We start from the raw sequence: 20,632 nt of genomic DNA, 5'->3' as shown, positions 1-20,632 counted from the left end.
ATCGTTCCCGGAAACGGCGGAATCGGCAGGTCGGATGCGACGGCGGGCAAAGGTTAATGCCCGCTGCGAGTCGCAACGGTGGTCTGGATTAAATTCTTTGGAAATGGTGCTGCCGCGGGGAATTGAACCCCGGGCCTCTCCCTTACCAAGGGAGTGCTCTACCCCTGAGCTACGGCAGCTTTCTCGTCGGCGGAAGGAATGTCGAGAATCCTACATTCCCTGCCCAAGCGGGCGCGCTTATGCCATAGCGGTTGGGGGTGTGCAAGGCCGAAGGTGATCGACTTGACTCGAACCGCGCGGGACGGCATTTCCGGGGCATGACGAACGGTCGCAAACTCTCCGACAGCGAACAGGCTCGCCTGGATCGGCAGGCCGAGAAACTGCGCGCGAATCTTGCCCGCCGAAAGGCGCAGCAACGTGCCAGACGACAGGAGACGGAGGGCGAATCGTCTACACTCCCCGGCGACGGAACCCCTGAAGGCGGCGGTTCGGACCGGTCCGGCTGATCGCCCCGGTTTCGCCCCGTTTAGGCCTTCATATCAGTCCGAGTGAACGCGTAAGTCAGATCCGGCCGGCCTGATCAGTCCGGCCCACCCGAAAACAGGTTTTTCAGAGAGGTTTCCATGTCGCCCCATGATCTGAATAATGCGTTGCTGGACAATGTCGCCGCCCCGAATGTGGATGCGCCGACGGCTGGAAAGACGGGCGGCATGGACAAGATCAGGATCATCGGCGGCACTCCTTTGAAAGGGAATATCCGCATCGGCGGCGCGAAGAATTCCGCGTTGAAACTGATGTGCGCGTCGATCCTGACCGATGGGGTTCTGACCCTGACCAATGTACCGCGCCTGGCGGATATCCGGACCACGGCGCAGCTGTTGGAAAGCCTGGGCATCGAAGTCGCGTTCGAAACGCCCGATGGGGACGGCGCACCGCAGCGCCTGGTGATGAACGGCGGCACCCTGAACAACACGGTCGCGGAATACGATATCGTCCGGAAGATGCGCGCCGGTGTTCTGGTGCTGGGCCCCTTGCTGGCGAAGCACGGGAAAGCGCGGGTCTCGCTGCCCGGCGGCTGCGCCATCGGCACGCGGCCGGTCGATCTGCATCTGAAGGGCCTCCAATTGCTTGGGGCGGAGATCGAACTGGACGGCGGCTACATCGTCGCCGTTGCGCCGAACGGTCTGACCGGCGCGGAAGTGACCTTCCCCTTCGTGTCGGTCGGCGCGACGGAAAATTTGATGATGGCGGCGACCCTGGCGAAGGGAACGACGCGCCTGATCAACGCCGCGCGTGAGCCGGAAATCGTCGATCTGGCGGAATGCCTGAAAGCCATGGGCGCACGCATTCAAGGCGCGGGCAGCGACACGATCGAGATCCAGGGTGTCGAGTCTCTGAACGGCGCGGAACATGCGGTGATGCCGGACAGGATCGAAACCGGCACCTATGCCATGGCCGTTGCCGCCACGCGCGGCGACGCGACCCTGATCGGGGCGCGGCCCGATACGTTGGGGGCGGCAATCGCGTCGATGGAGGCAGCGGGTGTTATCGTCGACCGCGTGCCGGACGGCATGCGCATTCGCTGCGGCGCCCTGGTCGGAACCGATGTGATGACGGAACCCTATCCCGGTTTCCCGACAGACCTTCAGGCCCAGATGATGGCGCTGTTGTCGACGGCGCAGGGCGCGTCCATGGTGACGGAGACGATTTTCGAGAACCGCTTCATGCATGTGCCCGAATTGAGCCGCATGGGGGCCAGCATCAACCTGCACGGCCGATCTGCCATGGTGCGCGGCGTGCACCGGTTGACCGGGGCGCAGGTCATGGCGACCGATCTGCGGGCCTCGGTGGCGTTGGTCATTGCCGGTCTGGCGGCACAGGGCGAAACCATCGTGAACCGGATTTATCACCTGGACCGGGGGTATGAGCGCCTGGACGTCAAACTTGCGGCGTGCGGTGCGCAGATTGAACGTATCGCCGGGTGATGAATTCGCCCTTCGCCAGCCTTCCGCAATATGACCTTCCGGAACTGACCGGCGCAACGGATGCCTGGTGGGTGGGTATCGCCGGGCATCTGCGCCGGCAGGGCGTGGCGGATGTGCCTGATACGCTGACCCGGGCGTCGGATGGCGAAGCGCTGTGGCGCGATCCGGCCCTGCTGCTGACCCAGACCTGTGGCTACCCTTTGATGACAGAGTTGCGGGACTATCTGCAGCCGGTGGCAACGCCGGACTATGACTGCGAAGGATGCGCGCCGGGTCACTATTCCAGCGCGATCATCGTCCGCCGGGCCGATTCCGTGACGTCGCTGAGCGATCTTCGGGGGCGCCGGGCGGCCGTGAACAATGCCAATTCTCATTCCGGCATGAACGCGCTGCGCCATACAGTGGCTCCCTTGGCGCCGGCGGGGACATTCTTCGGTTCCATCGTCCTGAGCGGCGGGCATGCCTTGTCGGCCGAGGCAGTCCGGCGCGGAGAGGCGGATGTCGCCGCGATAGACAGCGTGACCTGGGCGCTGCTGCATCGATATCGGTCGCAGGCGGTGGAGGAGCTTCGGGTGCTGCAATGGACGCGCCAGGCCCCGGCTTTACCCTATGCCGTGCGCGTGGATGCGCAGGCCGATCTGGTCCGGCGAATCCGGGATGCCTTGCTCGACGCCGCGAAAGACCCGGATCTGGCCACGTGCCGCGGGGATCTGTTGATCAAGGCAATGCGACCCGCCGGGGTGGAGGATTACGCGCCCATGCTTGCCATGAAGGCAGAGGCCGAACGGTTGGGTTACCCGCAGGTCGCCTAGATCAATTCTTTCGCTTGTAGGCCTGCAGGAACTGGACCCCGCCAGACAGAAATTCGGATACGGCGCTTTGCAGGATGCCCTCTGACTTGGCGCGCATCTGCGTGTCGATCTGGGGCTTCACGGTTTGCAAATCGGTGAAAGCGGGCGACATCTGACGCTCGGCGGTCAGTGATGTCAGTTGGTCGTCCGTCAAGTGCGCGGCATAGGCGGCAGCAAGATTGCATTCCCAGGACGGCGTATGCATCAGCAGGGTTTGATCCAGCATCTTCTGATAAAAGCCGACCATCTGTTGACCGAAGCCTTTCGATTGGGCTTCCGCCAGGGTCGCGTTGAACGTGGTCGTCTGTTGAGCCACGCCCATGATCATCCCGGCCAAGTGGCGCTTCGGTTTGATCGTGTCGCGGACGAAGGCGAGGCTGGCCGCCGTGCCGCAACGGATCTTCTCGGTGGATTGCGCGGTCGCCGACGGAATGGTCGCGGCGAACAGGAACAGGGCGGTCACCAATCCAATCGGACCGCAAATGCGGGACATAAGATCACCTATCGGGTTCGAACCATGCCGGATATGGCAATGCCCCTCCACAAGTTCCAGGCCTAGCGCATCCGATCCGAAGAAGAAAGGGCCGCCCTGGAAATTTCATCGGCGGCGGCGCGCATCGCGTCCAGATGGTCCCGGGCGACCCCGTCGGGGGTTCGGTCCCGGGACGGCCAGACCAGGCTGACCGCGCCGAGAACGCGGACGCCGGCGATGATCGGGACCGAAATGTCCATCGGTTCCGCGCCATAGTCTGAACTGTCCGGCCAATAGCCCGCCGCACGGATGCCATAGCCGCGCCGCCGCGTCGCGTCCAATTCCTGCGCCAGGCGTCCGCTGGTCAATTCGAACCGGATGGCGGGCGAGTCCGCCCCTTGCACATAGGTCAGTATGCGCTCCCGTTCCGTGTCGGGCAGATTGGCGAGGACGGCCCGACCCGGGGAGGAGAACAGGAAGCTGGGACGGAAACCGGCAACCAGCGGGTCGACGCCTCCCGGTGTGCGGCGGCGCGTGCTGTCGACGACTTCCAATGACGGGATGTCGGTCAGCGCGACCAGATCGGCCGGCAGGCCGGTCATATCGCTGAGGGATTGGACCGCCGCCATTCCCGACTGCAAAAGCCAATGACGGATGTCGAAACTGGGGCGGGCGGTCGTGGCGGGCAGATATTGGCCGTCATTGAACCGTCGCACGATCCAGCCCGATTCCTGAAGCGTGCGCAGCAGTCGCAGCAGGGTCGCTTTTGGCAGCCCGGTTTCACGGGCAAGGGTCGCCAGGCTGGTGGCGCCCTGCCGATGAAGCAGGTCATAGACCGCCAGACCGCGGCGCAGGCTCTCGATGGATTTGACTGCCATATATGGTTATCTGTGTTTCACTATGTGAAACAGCTTTCTATCACACCCAAGCGACAGGGACTAGACTGCGCCGCATTCCCAATCTTGCCGGAGGCAGTCGATGACCCAGGAAGCGCAAAACCCGATCGGGCTTCAAGGTTTTGAATTTGTGGAGTTTTCCGCGCCGGACCCGAAGCTTCTCGAACAGGTCATGACCGCGCTGGGATTCACCAAGGTCGCTCAGCACCGATCCAAGAAGACCGCGCTCTACCGGCAGGGCGATATCAATTTCATCCTGAACGAACAGCCCCGCAGCCAGGCGGAGTTCTTCGCGGCGGAACACGGTCCCGCTGCCTGCGCCATGGCATTCCGGGTTCAGGACGCGCATCACGCCTATGACGAATTGCTGCGGCGCGGGGCGGAACCGATGGAACTGCCGACCGGGCCGATGGAACTGCGCCTACCCGCGATCAAGGGCATCGGCGGCACGCCGATCTTCCTGATCGACCGGTTCGGCGATCAGGCGACGATCTATGACATCGATTTCAAGTATCTGGACGGGGTCGATCGCAACCCCGCCGGGGCCGGTCTGAAGACGATCGATCACCTGACCCACAATGTCTACAAGGGCCGGATGGGCTATTGGGCGTCCTTCTATGAACGCTTCTTCAATTTCAAGGAAATCCGGTATTTCGACATCAAGGGCGAGTATACAGGGCTTCATTCCAAGGCCATGGCCGCGCCCGATGGGCTGATCCGAATCCCGCTGAACGAGGAAGCGACCGAGGGCAAGGGGCAGATCCAGGAATTCCTGGACGATTTCAACGGCGAGGGCATTCAGCATATCGCCCTGTCCACCGACGACATCTATGCCACGGTCGACCGTCTGCGGGCGCTGGGCATCGATTTCATGAAACCGCCGCCCGCGACCTATTACGACATGCTGGAAGAACGCCTGCCCGGTCATGGCGAACCGGTTGACGAGATGAAGGCGCGCGGCCTGTTGGTCGATGGTTCGACCGAAGACGGCGATCCGCGCATCCTGCTGCAAATCTTTACCAAACCGTTGCTGGGCCCGGCCTTCTTCGAGATCATTCAGCGCAAACACGACGAAGGCTTCGGCGAAGGCAATTTCAAGGCCCTGTTCGAAAGCATCGAGCGCGATCAGGTGCAGCGCGGGGTGATCGCCGCAAAGGCGTAATCCCGGCGGTTGCGGTTCCCGGCGTCTGCGGCCATTCTCCCGCCATGACGGCACGATACTGGGTAGATTTGACGGTGGAAGAGTTTCGCGCGGTCGACAGGGACCGCGCGATTGCCGTTCTGCCTGTCGGCGCGACGGAGCAACACGGGCCGCATCTGCCGCTTTCGGTCGATAGCGACCTCGCTGCCGCCGTGTTGGACGCAGCCATTCCCGCGATCGATCCCAATCTGGACATCCTGATCCTGCCGATGCAGGCCATCGGACGCAGCATCGAGCATGAGGATTTTCCAGGCACGCTCAGCCTGTCGGCGGAAACGCTGATCCGGCTGTGGACCGAGATCGGGCAAGGCGTGGCCCGGGCGGGTATCCGCAAGCTGGTGATCTTCAACGGTCATGGTGGCAACGTATCTGCCATGGATATAGTGGCGCGCGATCTGCGTGCGGCCCATGGCATGCTGACCGCCCATACGTCCTGGTATGCCCTGGCCGAGGCGGAAGGGGTGCTGGACGCCGATGAGTTGACCCACGGCATTCATGGCGGCGCGCTGGAGACATCGGCCATGCTGGCAATCCGGGACGCAGCCGTGCGACAGGACCAGTTGGCGAGATTCCCGTCCGCTGGGGAAGAATGGGCCAAGCGCAACCGTTTCGTCGGCGTCGGCGGGAAGCCGGTCAAACTGGGCTGGCTGATGCGGGATCTCAATCCGCAGGGCGCGGCGGGGGACGCCTTGGCCGCAGATGCGGAGACCGGGCGCCGCCTGATTGCCCGTGCCGCGTCGAACTTCGCCGTCTTCCTGTCCGAATTCGACGGGATGGCGCCGCCGTCGCGGTAATCCTAGAACAGCGACATTTGGTCGTCGGATTTCTTCGCTGGTTCTTTCAGCAATTCCGGATCCAGTTCGATCGGCCGGGACAAGTCCTCATCGTCGTTGCGGACATCGTTAAGGCGCGGCGATACCGGATGATAGACGAGTTTCCGTACGCCGACATAGGGGCGCATGACCCGCGCGGCCTCGTCCTCGTCGGCATGCAGCCAAGTTTCGAACCGATGCGGATCGACAATGACCGGCATGCGGTGATGCAGGTCGTGCAGCGCCTCGTTCGCTTCCGTGGTGACGATGCTGCAGGTCTCCACATCCGCCCCGTCCGCCCCTTGCCAGCGCTCCCACAGGCCCGCGAAGGCGAAGACCTCGCCATCGTCGAAAGCGATACGGAAAGGCTGTTTCTTGCCCCCCAGCGTCTTCCATTCATAGAAGGCGTCGACCGGAATCAGGCAGCGACGGCGTTTGAAGGCGGTTTTGAAGGAGGGCTTCTCCCGAACCGTTTCAGCGCGGGCATTGATCATCTTCGCACCGATGGACGGGTCCTTGGACCAGCCGGGGATCAAGCCCCAACGTGCCATGAAACAGGTTCGGACGCTGTTTTCTTCGCGCACGGCCAGGACGGCCTGTGTCGGGGCGATGTTGTGTCGGGCGGGCAGGTTGGGAATGCGTTCGAATCCGAACAATCTGCGAATGCCTTCGATCGGCGTGGTCAGCGAATACCGTCCGCACATATCGGTCCTAACCCTCTTCCTTGAACATCGACCGCGCCGCCAGAACCCGGGTTGCGGTCGTCACCCAGCACAGGGCGCCGAAGATAACGGCGAGGACCGGGAAATGCTCGGGCAAAACGCAGCACAGGATGAAAAAGGCGATGGTCTCGGTCCCTTCGGTCAATCCGCCCAGATAGTAGAAGGATTTGGATCCGCGCAGATCGGTCGACATGCCGCGTTTCGCCGCGACGATGGCGAAGGCGAGGAAGCTGGTGCCGGTCCCGACAAAGCTGAAAATCAGGAAGGCCGCGGGCAGGGCGTTCTCAACCGGATTCAGCGCCGCAAAGCCCAACGGGATCGCCGCATAGACGATGAAGTCCAGCACGATGTCCAGATAGCCACCGAAATCCGTCGCGCCCTGCTGCCGAGCCAGCGCCCCGTCCAGCCCGTCGAACAATCGGTTCGCGAGGATCAGCGCGAGACCGAGCCATATATAGTCGGCACCAATGGCTGCGGCTCCCGCTATGCCAATGAGAAAGCCCAGGAAGGTCACCGCATTCGCCGTCAACCGAAGCGCGGTGAGGCGCCGCGCAATGGCGTCCAGGGGCGGATCGATCAAGGGACGAAGGCGAGCGTCGAACATGGAGCCATGATGCGGCGGCCAGATGCAGGAGACAACATCCGCGCTCCTGCGGAAACAGGAGCCTTTGCGGTTTTCGCACGGTAGGTGTGGCGGGAAGGTTCCTGCGTTTGCAGGAACGCGGCGTTGGGAAGCGTCGTCATTCCGGCGGAAGCCGGAATCCAGGACCACCGGCAGAGGGTGTGCCTGTTGCTCCTGGACCCCGGCTTTCGCCGGGGTGACGCTTTGATGTACTCCGTGCTCCTGCGGCAGCAGGAGCCTTTGCGGAATTCGCACGGTGCGTGCGGCAGGAAGGTTCCTGCTTTCGCAGGAACACGGCGTTGGGAAGCGTCGTCATTCCGGCGGAAGCCGGAATCCAGGGCCACCGGCAGGGTGCGTGCCTGCTGCCCCTGGACCCCGGCTTTCGCCGGGGTGACGCTCCAACATGCGCCGCGCTCCTGCGGCAGCAGGAGCGTTCTCGGATTTCGCACGGTGAGTGTGGCAGGAAGGTTCCTGCTTTCGCAGGAACGCGGCTTTGAGATGTTTCGTCATTCCGGCGGAAGCCGGAGTCCAGAGCTACCGGCAGAGGGTGTGCCTGTTGCTCCTGGACCCCGGCTTTCGCCGGGGTGACGTGCACCGTGCTCCTGCGGAAGCAGGAGCCTTCGCGGATTTTGCACGGTGGGTGTGGCAGGAAGGTTCCTGCTTTCGCAGGAACACGGCTTTGGGACGTGTCGTCATTCCGGCGGAGGCCGAAACCCAGGGCCACCGGCAGGGCGCGTGCCTGCACCCCTGGACCCCGGCTTTCGCCGGGGTGACGTTTCGATCCGCCCCGAGCTCCTGCGGAGGCAGGAGCCTTTGCGGATTTCGCACGGCGGGTGCGGCAGGAAGGTTCCTGCTTTCGCAGGAACGCGGCTTTGAGATGTTTCGTCATTCCGGCGGAAGCCGGAATCCAGGGCCACCGGCACGGAGCGTGCCTGCTCCCCCTGGCCCCCCGGCTTTCGCCGGGGCGACGATCCGATCTGCACCGTGCTCTTGCGAAAGCAGGAGCCTTCGCGGCAATGCCGCTACTTCACGTCGAAATCCAATACCACGCGGTCGGTCATCGGGTGGGCCTGGCAGGCGAGGACGAAGCCGGATTCGGTTTCTTCCGGCGTCAGGGCGTAGTTGACGTCCATCGCGACTTCACCCTCCAGCACCTTGCAGCGGCAGGTACAGCACATGCCGCCCTTGCAGGAATAGGGGATGTCCGCGCGGGTTTCCATGGCGGCGTCCAGTATGGCCGGGCCGTCGGAGGCGACGGCAAGGTCGCTTTCGATACCGTCGAAGATCAGCGTCACCTGCCGTTGCTTGGCGCGGTCCGCGTCGCTGAGCGTCTTGGCCCGTTCCTCGCGTGCCTTCAGTGCGGCCGCGCCGCCATCGGCCGGGGTAAAGAGTTCGGTGTGGATTTTGCGGTCTTCGACGCTTGCATCCTTCAGGGCGGCGACGGCTTCATCGATCATGCCCTGTGGACCGCACAGGAAGACCTCGTCGGCATCCGACGCGTCGACGGGCCCGGCGAACAGGGCGGCGCATTTTTCGCGGTCGATCCGGCCGTTCAGCAAGGGGACTTCGCGCGGCTGGCGGGACAGGATGTGGATCTGGCTGAAGCGCGTCGGATAGACGTCCTTCAATTCCTGTAACGCCTCCAGGAAGATGATCGAGGCCGACGTCTTGTTGCCGTAAATCAGGGTAACCGTGCTGTTCGGTTCCGCTTCCAGATAGGTCTTGGCGAGGGACAGGATCGGCGTGATGCCGCTGCCCGCCGCTATCATCAGATAGGATTTCGCCGCGGCGGCATCGATCGGGGCCGTGAAGCGGCCTTCCGGTGGCATGACCTGAAGCGTATCGCCGACCGCCAGCGTGTCGTTTGCATAGGACGAAAAGCGGCCGTCCAGCACCTTCTTCACGGCGACCCGCAACTCGTTGTCATTGACGCCGCTGCAGATGGAATAGGACCGGCGGACATCCTCGCCGTCGATTTCTGCGCGCAGGGTCAGATACTGGCCGGGGGCGAAGCGGAAGGCGTCGCGCAGAGCATCGGGGACATCCAGGCGAATGGAGACCGCGTCGTCCGTCTCACGCCGAATTTCCGATACCGTCAGAGAGTGAAAACCCGCCATCGTCCCGTTCCTCAGATACATTTGAAATATTCGAAAGGCTCCAGGCAGTCCGTGCAGCGGTACTGTGCCTTGCAGGCCGTGGAGCCGAACTCGCTGACCTTCTCCGTCGCGGCGCTGCCGCAATGCGGGCAGGGGACGTCCGGGTCGACACCGAACAGGGTGCCGCGTCCGGCGCCTTCATCCGCTGCCTTGCCGACCGGCGGCGCGATGCCGTAGTCGCGGAGCTTGCGCTTGCCTTCGTCGCTGATCCAATCGGTCGTCCAGGCCGGGGCCAGGACGGTATCGATGGCTACATTGTCATAGCCCGCGCGGAGCAGCCGGTCCCGGATCGACAGGTTGATCGCCGCCGTCGCCGGACAGCCGGAATAGGTCGGCGTGACGGCCAGGCGCACCGCGCCGTTCTCGTCGACACGAACGTCCCGAACGACGCCGAGGTCCCGGATGGAGAGTGCAGGGACCTCGGGATCCGGCACCTCTTCCAGAAGGTCCCAGATCGCCGCTTCCCGCCGCTTATCGTTCAGGGCGACGACGGTCATGGCCTACCACTCCATGCCCGGATAGGCGCGCTGCATGAATTGCAGATCGGACAGAATGAAGCCGAGATATTCCGAATGCGAACCGGTGCGCCCACCGCTGCGTGGGAAATCCGTCTGCGGCCGGGTCAAGGTCGCTTCCGCCAGGACCCGGTCGACCATCGAATCCCAGGCAGGCCGCAAGGCCGTCAGGTCGGGACCGATACCCGCCGAGACGATGGCCGTGTCCAACGCGTCGGTTTCGAACAGTTCGTCGACGAAGATCCAGTGGTCGTCCAGGGCCCTTTGGACCCGGCGATGGCTTTCGTCGGTACCGTCGCCCATGCGGATGATCCATTCGCCGCTGTGCCGGCGGTGATAGGTTACTTCCTTCAGCGACTTGGCGGCGATCGCCGCAAGCTCCGTATCGGTGCTCTTCGACAGGGCCGTGTAGAGTTCGACATTGAAACAGTCGATCAGGAATTGTCGCACCATGGTCGCGGCAAAATCGCCGTTCGGCTGTTCCGCCAGCAACAGGTTCTTCCAGTCGGTCACATCGCGCTTGAAGGCGAAGTCGTCCTCGTCCCGGCCTTCGCCCTCGACGGTTCCGGCATAGGTGTAGAGCAGCCGTGCCTGACCGATCAGATCCAGCGCGATATTGGACATCGCGATGTCTTCCTCCAGCACCGGGCCGTGGCCGCACCATTCCGACAGGCGGTGGCCCAGGATCAAAGACGTGTCGCCGAGCCGCAGCAGGTATTCGGTCAGGCTCTTGCGGTCGATATCGGTCGCGGTCGTCATGGCTTACATATTCTCCACGCCGTCCGGGACGTCATAGAAGGTCGGGTGGCGGTAGATCTTGTCGTCGGCCGGGTCGAAGAAGGGGCCACGCGATTCCGGCTGCGAGGCGTGGATATGGCTGGCCTCGACCACCCAGATGCTCTCGCCTTCGCGGCGGCGGGTATAGACGTCGCGGGCGTTCTGGATCGCCATCTCGGCATCGACCGCGCGCAGCGATCCGACATGTTTGTGGCTGAGCCCCTGGCGGCTGCGCACGAAGATTTCCCAAAGCGGCCATTCGCGGGAGGAAGCGGGCATCACGATATCTCCTTATTCGGCGGCTGCGGCCTGCCGGCGCGCCCGGCGTTTCTCGGCATGGGCCAGGGCGGCTTCGCGCACCCAGGCGCCGTCTTCCCAGGCCTTGCGGCGGGCATTCAGGCGTTCGCGGCCGACCGGCCCGCCGCCCTTCAGAACGCGCTTGAATTCGTCCCAGTCGATCGGACCGAAATCGTAATGGCCGCGTTCCTCGTTCCATTTCAGGTCGGGGTCCGGGACGGTCAGGCCCAAGATCTCGGCCTGCGGCACGGTCATGTCGACGAAATGCTGGCGCAGATCGTCATTCGACCGGCGTTTGATCTTCCACTCGGTTGACTGGTTGCCATGGGTCGACTCGCTGTCATGCGGGCCGAACATCATCAGCGACGGCCACCACCAGCGGTTCAGCGCTTCCTGCGCCATCTTCTTCTGTTCCGGCGTGCCCTGGGCCAGCTTGGTGACGATCTCGTAGCCCTGGCGCTGGTGGAAGCTTTCTTCCTTGCAGATGCGCTCCATTGCGCGGGCATAGGGCCCGTAGGAGCATCGGCACAGCATCACCTGGTTCACGATGGCTGCGCCGTCGACCAGCCAGCCGATGGCGCCGATATCGGCCCAGGTCAGGGTCGGATAGTTGAAGATCGACGAGTATTTGGCGCGCCCGTCATGCAGCGCCTCGATGGTTTCGTCCCGGGTCGTGCCCAGGGTTTCACAGGCGCTGTAAAGGTAGAGGGCGTGCCCGGCCTCGTCCTGGATCTTGGCCAGCAGGACCGCCTTGCGCTTCAGGGTCGGTGCGCGGGTCAGCCAGTTGCCTTCCGGCAGCATGCCGACGACCTCGGAATGGGCGTGTTGAGAGATCTGGCGGACCAGCAGCTTGCGATAGCCGTCCGGCATCCAGTCGCGGGGTTCGACCTTTTCCTCGGCTGCCAGCAGGGCTTCGAAACGGGCGACCCCGGCCTCGTCCCAGTTCTCGTAACCTTTCTTGTCGCGCAGATCGCTCATGTTTCCATCCCTGGCGCCATGGCCCGCGGGGCGGGCTCGTTCGTCTCACCGTCTTTATGATACACTTTTTTGCGATATTCGCAATTATTTTGTATCACGTTGACATGTGCGAATGCAGCACGCGGGCCGGCGTGCAATGTCGGTGATTCTGAAGGGGGTCAGTCTGTCGCGTCGTCCGGGCGGTGTTCCGGCCGCCACTGGGTCGGCCAAGCCTCGCCGAGATCTTCCAGTCCGACAGCCAGCTTTTCGACGGTCAGCCGCAAGGCCGCGTCGCCGGAGAAGGTCAGCATCACGGTGTCGTCGTGATAGGCGATGGACAGGAGCGACAGCATCCGGTCGCGGTCGTCCTTCGGCATGTTGCGGCGTTCGACCTTGGTGACGGAATCGAAGCGCAGGCCCGAATGGGTGCGGCTGAAGGGCGGGAAATCGCCCGCGACTTCCCAACGGAACCGGTTCAACGCAATCAGGAAGCGCTGTTCGTCCGCCAGGTAGATCATATCCCCCGCCGGAGCCAGGGCGTCCTGGACCATGCTGGACAGGACGGACAAGTCCTCCAGGTCGAACGCCCGCATCTTGAGAGGCGCGGCCTCTTTACGCATAAGGATGGTTTCCCCCGTTAATGCCTTGCCCGGACGATACAAGTCCCGCCCGAGGGTGTCGAGGGCTGCGGCAATCAGTCCTTTGCCAGCCTGTCCTTTGTCATCCCGTCCTTGTGGGGCCAATCCGCCCAGGTCGGCCGGTCGAGTTGGAACGTATCGCCCGTGCGGGTGTACCAGCCGCTGCCATGCATGCGCCCGATCGTGTGGATTGCGGGCGTGTCGACATAGCCCTTTTCGGCGTCCATCACGTATTCGTCGTCGATGCGGATCCCCAGAACCCGCCCGACGACCAGGGTCTGATGCGGGCCGGTGACCATCGAAGCATGGTTGACGCATTCGAATGACACCGGGGATTCCGCGATCTGCGGCGGCTTCACGAATTGCGACGGCCGCCCCGTCAGCCTGGCGCAGGACAGTTCATCGATGTCGCGCGGCGCGTCGATGGAGGTCACATTCATCTTCTCGGCCACGTTCTCCGTCACCAGATTGATGACGAATTCGCCCGTGGTCAGAATGTTTTCCGCCGTGTCCTTGAATCCCTTTTTCGGGTCCTTCAACAATCCAATCACGACCGTCGGCGGCTCGCTGCCCATGACGTTGAAGAAGCTGTAGGGCGCGGCATTCACAACGCCCGCCTTGGACATGCTGGTCACCCAGGCGATGGGCCGCGGCGTGACCGTGGAGGTCATCAGCTTATAGGCGATCTGGCTGGGAATCTGGCTCAGGTCGAACTGCATTCTTTTCGGTCTCTTTCTAGGATTGCGTCATCCCCGCGAAGGCGGGGATCCAGGGCATGGGGCAGGGGCGTGCCGGTGGCCCTGGATTCCCGCCTTCGCGGGAATGACGATCATGATTTAGCCGATCTTCACCACCGGGTGACGGATCGTGCCGATGCCTTCGACATGCGCTTCCACCACATCGCCGGGCCATAGCCATTCCTGCGGCGTTCGGCCGGCGCCGACGCCCTCCGGGGTGCCGGTGGCGATGATGTCGCCCGGCTCCAGCGTGATGCCCTGCGAGATGTCGGAGATCAGCGTCGGGATCTTGAACAGCATATGCTTGGTGTTCGAATTTTGCTTCTCGACGCCGTTGACCGTCAGCCACAGGTTCAGATTCTGCGGATCGGCGATCTCGTCCGGCGTGATGATGCAGGGACCGAACGGCGCATAGGTGTCCATGCCCTTGGAATAGATCCACTGACCGGCCCGGCGGTTGTCGCGGGCGGAGACGTCGATCATCACGCTGTAGCCGAAGACATGGCGCATCGCGTCGGCCTCGGAGACCTTGCGGGCCGTGCGGCCGATGATGACGGCCAGTTCGACCTCCCAGTCGAGCTGCTGGGTGATCGCCGCGTTATGCTCGATCGCCTGGCCCGGGCCGATGACGGCGGTCGGCGGCTTGGAGAAGATCACCGGCTTCTCCGGCAGGTCCTTCGGCCCGTCCAGCGGCTTCTTGGTTTCCTCGACATGTTCCAGATAGTTCAGGCCGATGCCGAAGATGTTCTTGCGCGGCCGCGGGATCGGGGCGCAGAGGCTGATATCCTCCACCGGCAGGGCGGCGCCCAGCGGCCATTTGTTGCGCGTCACGTCCAGAACCTGCGCGATCCGGCTCAGCGCCGCCGGACCCAGATCGATCAGTTCCAGCATGGTTTCCGGAAACACTTCGCCGGTCGCCTCGCCCAGGAAGCCGATATCGATGACCAGATCGTCCTCAAGCGCGCCCAGACGGGCAGGGGCCTCGATGGAGGAGCGGAAGGTTACGAGTTTCATGGCATTTGGTCCTTTGCTTGTCTGGTCGTCATCCCCGCCTGCGCGGGAATGACGGTGTTTATCTTTGGCGTTTAACCGACCAGTGGCTGGTGGCCGCCATTGTCGCCGAAGGCTTCCTCGCGATAGAGGCCCAGTGCCTTCATGACCGGCAGGTCGTTGAAGCAGAACAGGCAGGCATCCTCGCCGTCCGACGCATTGGCATGTTCATGCCACGCCCAGGACGGGACGCAGAAGATGTCCCGCTCCGTCCAGTCGAAGCGTTTGCCGTTGATGATCGAATAGCCCGCCCCCTTGGCGCATTGATAAAGGTAGCTGCCGGTATGGCGGTGGGCGCGGGTCTTCTCGCCGGGGCGCAGTATCTGCATGCTGGCGCCGATGGTCTGCATCACCGGTCCGCCGGTCACCGGGTTGATATAGTTCATCATCACCCCGTCGAAGGGCGAGCCGTCGCTGTTCTCCGCCAGGCGGGACAGCGCCTCATAGGTCGGCTCCCATTCGTATTTGAACATCGGGGAGTAGCCTTTCTCCCACGCGCCGCCGACCGGGGTCAGGCCGGGATTGCCCCAGGCCTTGGTCATGTCGTCGACCGGATAGTTCGTCGCCTGCTGCAGGTCCGGGTGGACCTCATAGAAATTGGCCTCCAGGCAATTGACCAGCGGGATATCCAAACCGTCCTGCCAGATGCAGGGGGTTCCGTTCTCGGCCACGGCGTGCTCGTGCCAGGTGCCGTTCGGCGTCAGCACGAAATCGTTGCGCTTCAGCGTCATCTTGTGGCCGTCGACGATGGTATAGGCGCCGGACCCTTCCATGATGAAGCGCAGGGCGGAGGCCGAATGCCGGTGCGCCGAGGCGCGTTCCCCCGGATGCATGACCTGCAGCCCGGAATAGAGCCAGCCAACGGCCGCCGCGACTTCCTTGCGGCCGGGATTTTCCAGATAGATCACCCGCCGTCCGGCCTTTTCCGGCGATACCAGATCGACCGAGCGCAGCACATGGTCTCGCAGATCGTTGTAGCGCCAGATCATCGGCAGGGAGTCGGATTTCGGCTCCCAGGGCTCGATCTTGTTGGCGACGGTCCACAGGGCGCCCGCGCTGAAGGTTTCCAACTCGTCGTAATAGGCGGCCAGTTCCGGCGTGTCCTCGACATTGGCGCGCCCGGCGACATACTCGCGGTAGTTTTGGCGGGTGGAGGTCATGGTCTTCGCTCCCGGTATGCGTTTCGCCGGCCCGGTTGTCCCGGCCCGTTGTCGGAAGACTGACTCCGGGGGGCATGCTTGTAAACAGGATTTTCGAAAATCTTGAACATTTTCGTAACTATCACTATTGTACTCCTGCGAAAGCAGGCGTCCTCGTTGTCCCGGCACCGTACGGGATCGGCGAAGGTTCCTGCTTCCGCAGGAACACAATGAGTTACTTTCCGTCATTCCGGCGAAAGCCGGAATCCAGGGCCACCGGTACGTACGCTGCCTGTTTCCCCTGGACCCCGGCTTTCGCCGGGGTGACGACAGCACATTAAAGGACCACGCCGTGACCCAGCCCCTGACTTCCCCCTACGCCCCGGCCGCCGCCAATGACGCGGCGGGCAAGGTGACGTTGGCCGACAGTGTCTATGAGCGCATGCGCTGGGATATCGTGCGCGGGGCGCTGGCGCCGGGAATGCCGCTGCGCCTGGAACAGTTGAAGGCGCGCTATGGCGCCGGCTTCTCGCCGCTGCGCGAGGCGCTGAACCGCCTGCAGGGGGAACGCCTCGTCCAGTCCCTGTCCCTGCGCGGCTTCATCGTCGCCTCCCTGTCGCCGGAGGAAATGGCAGACGCCATCGATTCCCGCATCGTGATCGAGACCGAAGCCCTGCGCCGGGCTATTCAACGCGGCGACGATGCCTGGGAGGCGGAAATCCTCGCCGCCGCCCATCAGCTTTCCCGCCAGACCGGCCGGATCGCGGCGGACACGTCGGGCGAGGATCTGGACCAGGCCCTGATCGAACTGGAATTCCGTCACCGCCGTTTCCACCGCGCCCTCATCGCCGCCTGCGGCTCGCCCCGCCTGCTACAGATGGCCGACACGCTCTACATGGAAACCGAACGCTACCGCGTCACCGCCCTGACCCGCGCCGTCACAAAGGGCGAACGCAACGCAGATGCCGAACATAGAGCCCTGGTCGATGCCGTCCTGGCGCGGGACGCGGAGGCGGCCGTCGCCCTGCTGGAACGGCACTTCCGGGATACGGGGCGGCAGGTGGCGGGCTTGTCCTGACCCGGTGACGTCAAAGATCGTGCAGAACGTCCGGGAGATCCCGCGCGCCATGCAGGACCCGTAAAATCAAGGGCGGGTCGCGTTCCGGCGTATAGACCGCAATATGGGGATACCCCCGGATCGGCAGAAAGCGGGTCGGCGGCGAGGCGATATGCGGTTTCCAGGCGCCGATCTCCGGGTGGTCGCCGATGGCGATGGCGAGCTGTTCCAATGCCATACGGAAGCCGCGCGCGGCGACGGGGTTTTCCGCCGCGATCCAGGTAACGATTTCGACGACATCCCGCTCCGCGGCAGGGGATAGGACCGCCCGGATCACCGCTCGGCGGTCTCGATGATCGCGTCCAGTCTTTCCAGCACGTCATCGGCGGATCGCGCGCCGCCCTCGTCCGTTTCGCGGACCGTCTCGGACAGCATGGCATCGAAGGCCCGTTTGCGATCCTCCTGCACCTTCAACAGCCGCAGCGCCGACCGCACAACTTCGCTCACATTGTTGTACTCGCCCCCCTCCACGCAGGCGCGGGCGAAGGATTCCAGTTCCGGGGTCAGGTGAACGTTGGTTGCCATGGCGTCCTCTATGTCAATGATTGACATAGTGTGGGAGGTGTTTTGATTGAGCGCAAGAGTGTTGATGCCGATGGCTTGACCGACAAGAAAAGAGCCACCGGGATCCGGCGGCTCTCAAATTCTGGCTTTGAAGCAGGTTTCTACGACTTCATCCGCGCATTGGTCGGGTCGTAGAGGGCTTTCATGCCGATGCCTTCAACCTTCACCGGGAATTTCTGGTTGAAGTATTCGATCTCCAGTTCCCGGCCTTCCTGGCAGTAATCGTGGGGCAGGTAGCCCATGGCGATGTTCTTACCGACGGATGGGCCGAAGGCCAGGGAGGTCGTGTAGGAACGGCGTCCCAGGCTGTCGATCAGGACCTCGTTAGTCGCCGGATCGACGATCGGGCAGTTGCCCATCATGAAGCGGGCGACGCCGTCGCGGTCGATATTGTCGGTGACCGTCATGGTACACAGCATGGCCGCCTGATGGGGCAGGTCGCGGTGGCGCAGGTTCGCCTCCTTGCCGCGGAAATCGGCGGCCTTGACCTTCGGGCGGGCCAGACCGGCCTCCAGCAGATTGTATTCGGTCAGCAGGTCGGCGTTCTGCAGGCGCAGGCTCTTTTCCAGACGGCGGCTGTTGGCATAGGTCTCGACGCCGACCGGGGTGATGCCGACTTCGCGGAACATGTCCCAGAGCGCCAGGCCGTAGGACATGGAGAAGTGCAGTTCCCAACCCTGTTCGCCGACATAGGAAATGCGGAAACCCTTCACCGGAATGCCGCGCAGGGTGAAATCCTTGCAGGCCCCGAAGGCGAAGTTTTCCAGGTCCAGACCGGCCGGATTGTCGGCCAGCTGCTTCAGGGTCGCGCGGGCATTAGGGCCCCAGACGCCGATACAGCCGTAATGGTCGGTCCGGTCCTCGACGTAGACGTCCCATTCCTTGTCCTGGGCCATGCGGCGCAGATAGGTCGCGTCGCGGTTGCCCGCATCGCCGCCGTCGATCATCTGGAACCGGTTTTCGCCCAGGCGCAGGACGGTCAGGTCCGCCTGAATGCCCCCGGTATCGTCCAGGAAGTTGGTATAGACGCCCTTGCCGACGGCGGTGTCGCCCGCGACCTTGGAGGAGGAGACGTATTCCATCAGCGTCGCGGCGTCGTTACCGGTGACGTCATAGATGGCGAAGTGGGACAGGTTGACCATGCCCACATTCTCGGACAGTTCCAGATGCTCGGCGTTGGAGACGCGCCAGAAATGGCGGCTGTCCCACTCGTTCAGGCGCTCCGGCACGCGGTCGGCGTATTTCTCCAGCAGATGATTGTTGCTGGCATAGCCATGGGCCCGCTCCCAGCCGGCGATTTCCATGAAATGCGCGCCCAGTTCCTTTTCGCGCAGGTAATACGGGGCGCAGCGCAGGTTGCGGCCCTTGGAATAGGGCTCCCGGCCATGGACCGGCGGGTTGTAGATCTTGAAGGCGGATTCGAAGCAGCGGTCGTGGATATAGCGCTCCGACTTCTGGATCGGATAGTAACGGGCATAGTCGATGGCGTGGTGGTCGATATCGGTCCGGCCGTCGGTCATCCAGTCGGCGATCAGCTTGCCGGTGCCGGGGCCGTCCTTGACCCAGACGGAGACGCCGTACCACAGGCCGCGCACTTCCGGGGATTCCCCGATGGACGGGCCGCCGTCGGCGGTGACCTGTAGCAGACCGTTGAAGGAATGCTTCTCGTTATAGCCCAGCTCGCCCAGGATCGGGGTCAGTTCCAGCGCGCGTTCCAGCGGCTCCATGATCTGTTCCATGTCCAGATCGCGCTGAGACGGGGACAGGCGGGCCTCTTCCTTTTCCAGAAGGTCGCGCGGATGGACCAGGCGCGGTTCCTTCTCTTCGTAATAGCCCCATTCGATCTGGCCGCCCTCGGTCGTGCCGGCCGCGCCGGTGTCGCGCAGATAGGCGGAGTTGCCCTGGTCGCGCAGCAACGGATAGCCGATCTCCTTGCCGGTGCCCTTGAACTCGTCATACGGCCCGAAGAAGGTCAGCGGATGGTCGACCGGCATGACCGGCAGGTCCTCGCCGGCCATTTCGGCGATCAGACGGCCCCACAGGCCGGCGCAGACGACGACCTTGGAGGTCTCGATATAACCGCGCGGGGTGTGCACGCCCTTGATCTTGCCGTTTTCGATATCCAGGCCGGTGCAGGGCGTGTTGGGGATCGATTCCAACTTGCCGCTGTTCACGGCTTCCTGAACCAGTTCGCCGGCGACGGTCTGCGAACGCGGGACGACCAGACCGGCATCCGGGTCGTAGAGCGCGCCCTGGATCACGTCTTCCTCCAGCAGCGGCATCATCTCCTTGGCTTCCTTGGCGGAGATCATATGCACCCGGTTGCCGAAGGCGCGGCCGGAGCTGACGCGGCGTTCCAGTTCCAGCATCCGCTCGTCGTCGCCCTTGCGCGCGACTTCGATGCCGCCGATCCGTTCATAGCGGCCGCGCGCCTCGTAGAAGTCGATGGAATACTTCGTGGTGAAGATCGTGATCGGATCGTGCATCGTGTTGAAGCAGAAATCCGATGCATGCCCGGTGGAGCCGATATCCGTCGGGATCCCCGACTTGTCGATGCCGATGATGTTTTCCCAGCCCCGCTCGATCAGGTGGTGGGCCACCGACGCCCCGACAATGCCGCCCAGGCCGATGATCACGACATCCGCCTTCTTGTGGAACTGCGCCATAGATACCGTCTCCGTCTCAGAAGAATAAGTTGAATGCCAACACCGTCAGGCGCCCCAGCGAATGCTTGGTGGCGCCGGGCGGCGTAGGCCTGGTCGGTCCGTCTGCAGGATAGCCCGCCGGACTTACACGCCAATGCGGCGCAGGATGTTGAAAACCGTCCCGGGCGGCTTTCACGATTGCGACGTTGACGGCAATTCCTACGCCACCGGACACTCGCACCTGGGCGGATTCCGTGAAGCTGGCGCCCCAGCGGCGGTTGCCAGATTATGGTTAACGGCGTATGAATGTGTGCAGGGGTTGGAGAAGAATCTCCTCAAATTTTGGCGTTCGGTTACCGGGCATTAAGCCTTTAGGAAGTAGAGTTGCTGTGGCGGAGGAGTCTCCTCCGCCGGCGGCGGGTATTCTTTGCCCGGGACTGAAACGTGTCGGGGTGGTGAAGGACAGATGTCCGTAGGCG

General features: G+C 63.3%; 21 protein-coding genes and 1 tRNA gene. 5 read left to right on the top strand and 17 right to left on the bottom strand.

The features are described from left to right. Positions 1-104: 104 nt before the first annotated feature. Positions 105-179: transfer RNA gene (locus ACO06O_RS10340), tRNA-Thr, on the bottom strand. Between the two features lie 531 nt (positions 180-710). On the opposite strand from ACO06O_RS10340, the gene murA reads away from it, so the two are divergent. Together murA and ACO06O_RS10330 are read left to right on the top strand one after the other, a co-directional pair. Next, positions 711-1,985, top strand: coding sequence for a UDP-N-acetylglucosamine 1-carboxyvinyltransferase (gene murA, locus ACO06O_RS10335; RefSeq protein WP_421879423.1), 1,275 nt, complete (start codon positions 711-713; stop codon positions 1,983-1,985). Then, positions 1,985-2,797 (top strand): phosphate/phosphite/phosphonate ABC transporter substrate-binding protein, encoded by an 813-nt coding sequence (locus ACO06O_RS10330; protein WP_421879148.1) that lies wholly within the window; start codon positions 1,985-1,987, stop codon positions 2,795-2,797. The genes murA and ACO06O_RS10330 overlap by 1 nt, the downstream gene beginning before the upstream one ends. Position 2,798: 1 nt before the next feature. Here ACO06O_RS10330 and ACO06O_RS10325 read toward each other — a convergent pair whose 3' ends face one another. Together ACO06O_RS10325 and ACO06O_RS10320 are read right to left on the bottom strand one after the other, a co-directional pair. Beyond that, the gene (locus ACO06O_RS10325; RefSeq protein WP_421879146.1) at positions 2,799-3,329 is read right to left on the bottom strand and encodes a hypothetical protein; all 531 of its coding nucleotides are present in this window, start codon (positions 3,327-3,329) and stop codon (positions 2,799-2,801) included. A gap of 62 nt (positions 3,330-3,391) precedes the next feature. Continuing rightward, complete coding sequence (locus ACO06O_RS10320; RefSeq protein ID WP_421879143.1) at positions 3,392-4,186, bottom strand: helix-turn-helix domain-containing protein; 795 nt, start codon at positions 4,184-4,186, stop codon at positions 3,392-3,394. A gap of 100 nt (positions 4,187-4,286) precedes the next feature. Between ACO06O_RS10320 and hppD the strand changes: the two genes are divergently transcribed. Next, a complete protein-coding gene (hppD, locus tag ACO06O_RS10315; RefSeq protein ID WP_421879140.1) occupies positions 4,287-5,366 on the top strand; it encodes a 4-hydroxyphenylpyruvate dioxygenase in 1,080 nt (359 codons plus the stop codon). 44 nt (positions 5,367-5,410) lie between these two features. Continuing rightward, on the top strand, positions 5,411-6,199 hold the full coding sequence (locus tag ACO06O_RS10310) for a creatininase family protein (RefSeq protein ID WP_421879138.1): 789 nt from the start codon (positions 5,411-5,413) through the stop codon (positions 6,197-6,199). Positions 6,200-6,201: 2 nt separating this feature from the next. Here ACO06O_RS10310 and ACO06O_RS10305 read toward each other — a convergent pair whose 3' ends face one another. From ACO06O_RS10305 to ACO06O_RS10255, 11 genes are all read right to left on the bottom strand, one after another. Further along, the gene (locus tag ACO06O_RS10305; RefSeq protein WP_421879136.1) at positions 6,202-6,921 is read right to left on the bottom strand and encodes an SOS response-associated peptidase; all 720 of its coding nucleotides are present in this window, start codon (positions 6,919-6,921) and stop codon (positions 6,202-6,204) included. A gap of 7 nt (positions 6,922-6,928) precedes the next feature. Beyond that, on the bottom strand, positions 6,929-7,543 hold the full coding sequence (locus ACO06O_RS10300) for a CDP-alcohol phosphatidyltransferase family protein (protein WP_421879133.1): 615 nt from the start codon (positions 7,541-7,543) through the stop codon (positions 6,929-6,931). A gap of 1,040 nt (positions 7,544-8,583) precedes the next feature. Then, on the bottom strand, positions 8,584-9,678 hold the full coding sequence (paaE, locus tag ACO06O_RS10295) for a 1,2-phenylacetyl-CoA epoxidase subunit PaaE (RefSeq protein WP_421879130.1): 1,095 nt from the start codon (positions 9,676-9,678) through the stop codon (positions 8,584-8,586). Positions 9,679-9,689: 11 nt separating this feature from the next. After that, positions 9,690-10,214: a 1,2-phenylacetyl-CoA epoxidase subunit PaaD gene (paaD, locus tag ACO06O_RS10290; protein ID WP_421879128.1), complete on the bottom strand. Its 525-nt coding sequence runs from the start codon at positions 10,212-10,214 to the stop codon at positions 9,690-9,692. Positions 10,215-10,217: 3 nt separating this feature from the next. Next, a complete protein-coding gene (gene paaC / locus ACO06O_RS10285; RefSeq protein ID WP_421879126.1) occupies positions 10,218-10,991 on the bottom strand; it encodes a 1,2-phenylacetyl-CoA epoxidase subunit PaaC in 774 nt (257 codons plus the stop codon). Positions 10,992-10,994: 3 nt separating this feature from the next. Then, positions 10,995-11,288 carry a 1,2-phenylacetyl-CoA epoxidase subunit PaaB gene (gene paaB, locus ACO06O_RS10280; RefSeq protein WP_420416255.1) on the bottom strand — a complete coding sequence of 98 codons (294 nt, stop codon included), beginning with the start codon at positions 11,286-11,288 and terminating at the stop codon, positions 10,995-10,997. A 12-nt stretch (positions 11,289-11,300) separates the two neighbouring features. Next, the gene (gene paaA, locus ACO06O_RS10275; RefSeq protein WP_420416256.1) at positions 11,301-12,284 is read right to left on the bottom strand and encodes a 1,2-phenylacetyl-CoA epoxidase subunit PaaA; all 984 of its coding nucleotides are present in this window, start codon (positions 12,282-12,284) and stop codon (positions 11,301-11,303) included. A 158-nt stretch (positions 12,285-12,442) separates the two neighbouring features. After that, positions 12,443-12,883 carry a DUF2948 family protein gene (locus ACO06O_RS10270; RefSeq protein ID WP_420416257.1) on the bottom strand — a complete coding sequence of 147 codons (441 nt, stop codon included), beginning with the start codon at positions 12,881-12,883 and terminating at the stop codon, positions 12,443-12,445. A gap of 74 nt (positions 12,884-12,957) precedes the next feature. Further along, the gene (locus ACO06O_RS10265; RefSeq protein ID WP_421879122.1) at positions 12,958-13,620 is read right to left on the bottom strand and encodes a flavin reductase family protein; all 663 of its coding nucleotides are present in this window, start codon (positions 13,618-13,620) and stop codon (positions 12,958-12,960) included. A gap of 117 nt (positions 13,621-13,737) precedes the next feature. Continuing rightward, positions 13,738-14,652 (bottom strand): fumarylacetoacetate hydrolase family protein, encoded by a 915-nt coding sequence (locus ACO06O_RS10260; RefSeq protein ID WP_421879120.1) that lies wholly within the window; start codon positions 14,650-14,652, stop codon positions 13,738-13,740. Between the two features lie 71 nt (positions 14,653-14,723). After that, a complete protein-coding gene (locus ACO06O_RS10255; RefSeq protein WP_421879117.1) occupies positions 14,724-15,848 on the bottom strand; it encodes a cupin domain-containing protein in 1,125 nt (374 codons plus the stop codon). A 331-nt stretch (positions 15,849-16,179) separates the two neighbouring features. Between ACO06O_RS10255 and ACO06O_RS10250 the strand changes: the two genes are divergently transcribed. Further along, positions 16,180-16,905, top strand: coding sequence for an FCD domain-containing protein (locus tag ACO06O_RS10250; RefSeq protein ID WP_421879114.1), 726 nt, complete (start codon positions 16,180-16,182; stop codon positions 16,903-16,905). A 10-nt stretch (positions 16,906-16,915) separates the two neighbouring features. Here the strand turns inward: ACO06O_RS10250 and ACO06O_RS10245 are convergent, their stop codons facing one another. The 3 genes from ACO06O_RS10245 to ACO06O_RS10235 all read right to left on the bottom strand — a co-directional run bounded on the left by ACO06O_RS10245 (position 16,916) and on the right by ACO06O_RS10235 (position 20,174). After that, complete coding sequence (locus ACO06O_RS10245; RefSeq protein ID WP_421879111.1) at positions 16,916-17,221, bottom strand: type II toxin-antitoxin system RelE/ParE family toxin; 306 nt, start codon at positions 17,219-17,221, stop codon at positions 16,916-16,918. Further along, positions 17,218-17,469, bottom strand: a complete 252-nt coding sequence (locus tag ACO06O_RS10240) for a type II toxin-antitoxin system ParD family antitoxin (RefSeq protein ID WP_420416263.1) — start codon at positions 17,467-17,469, stop codon at positions 17,218-17,220. The genes ACO06O_RS10245 and ACO06O_RS10240 overlap by 4 nt, the downstream gene beginning before the upstream one ends. 140 nt (positions 17,470-17,609) lie before the next feature. Beyond that, entirely contained in the window at positions 17,610-20,174 is a 2,565-nt protein-coding gene (locus tag ACO06O_RS10235; protein ID WP_421879108.1) for a GcvT family protein, read from the bottom strand. Positions 20,175-20,632 lie beyond the last annotated feature (458 nt).

This window comes from Pacificispira sp. (assembly GCF_965228185.1).
GTDB lineage: Bacteria > Pseudomonadota > Alphaproteobacteria > UBA8366 > Aestuariispiraceae > Pacificispira.
The sequence above is the reverse complement of the archived record's forward strand: the minus strand, read 5'-3'. Positions and strand labels throughout refer to the sequence as shown.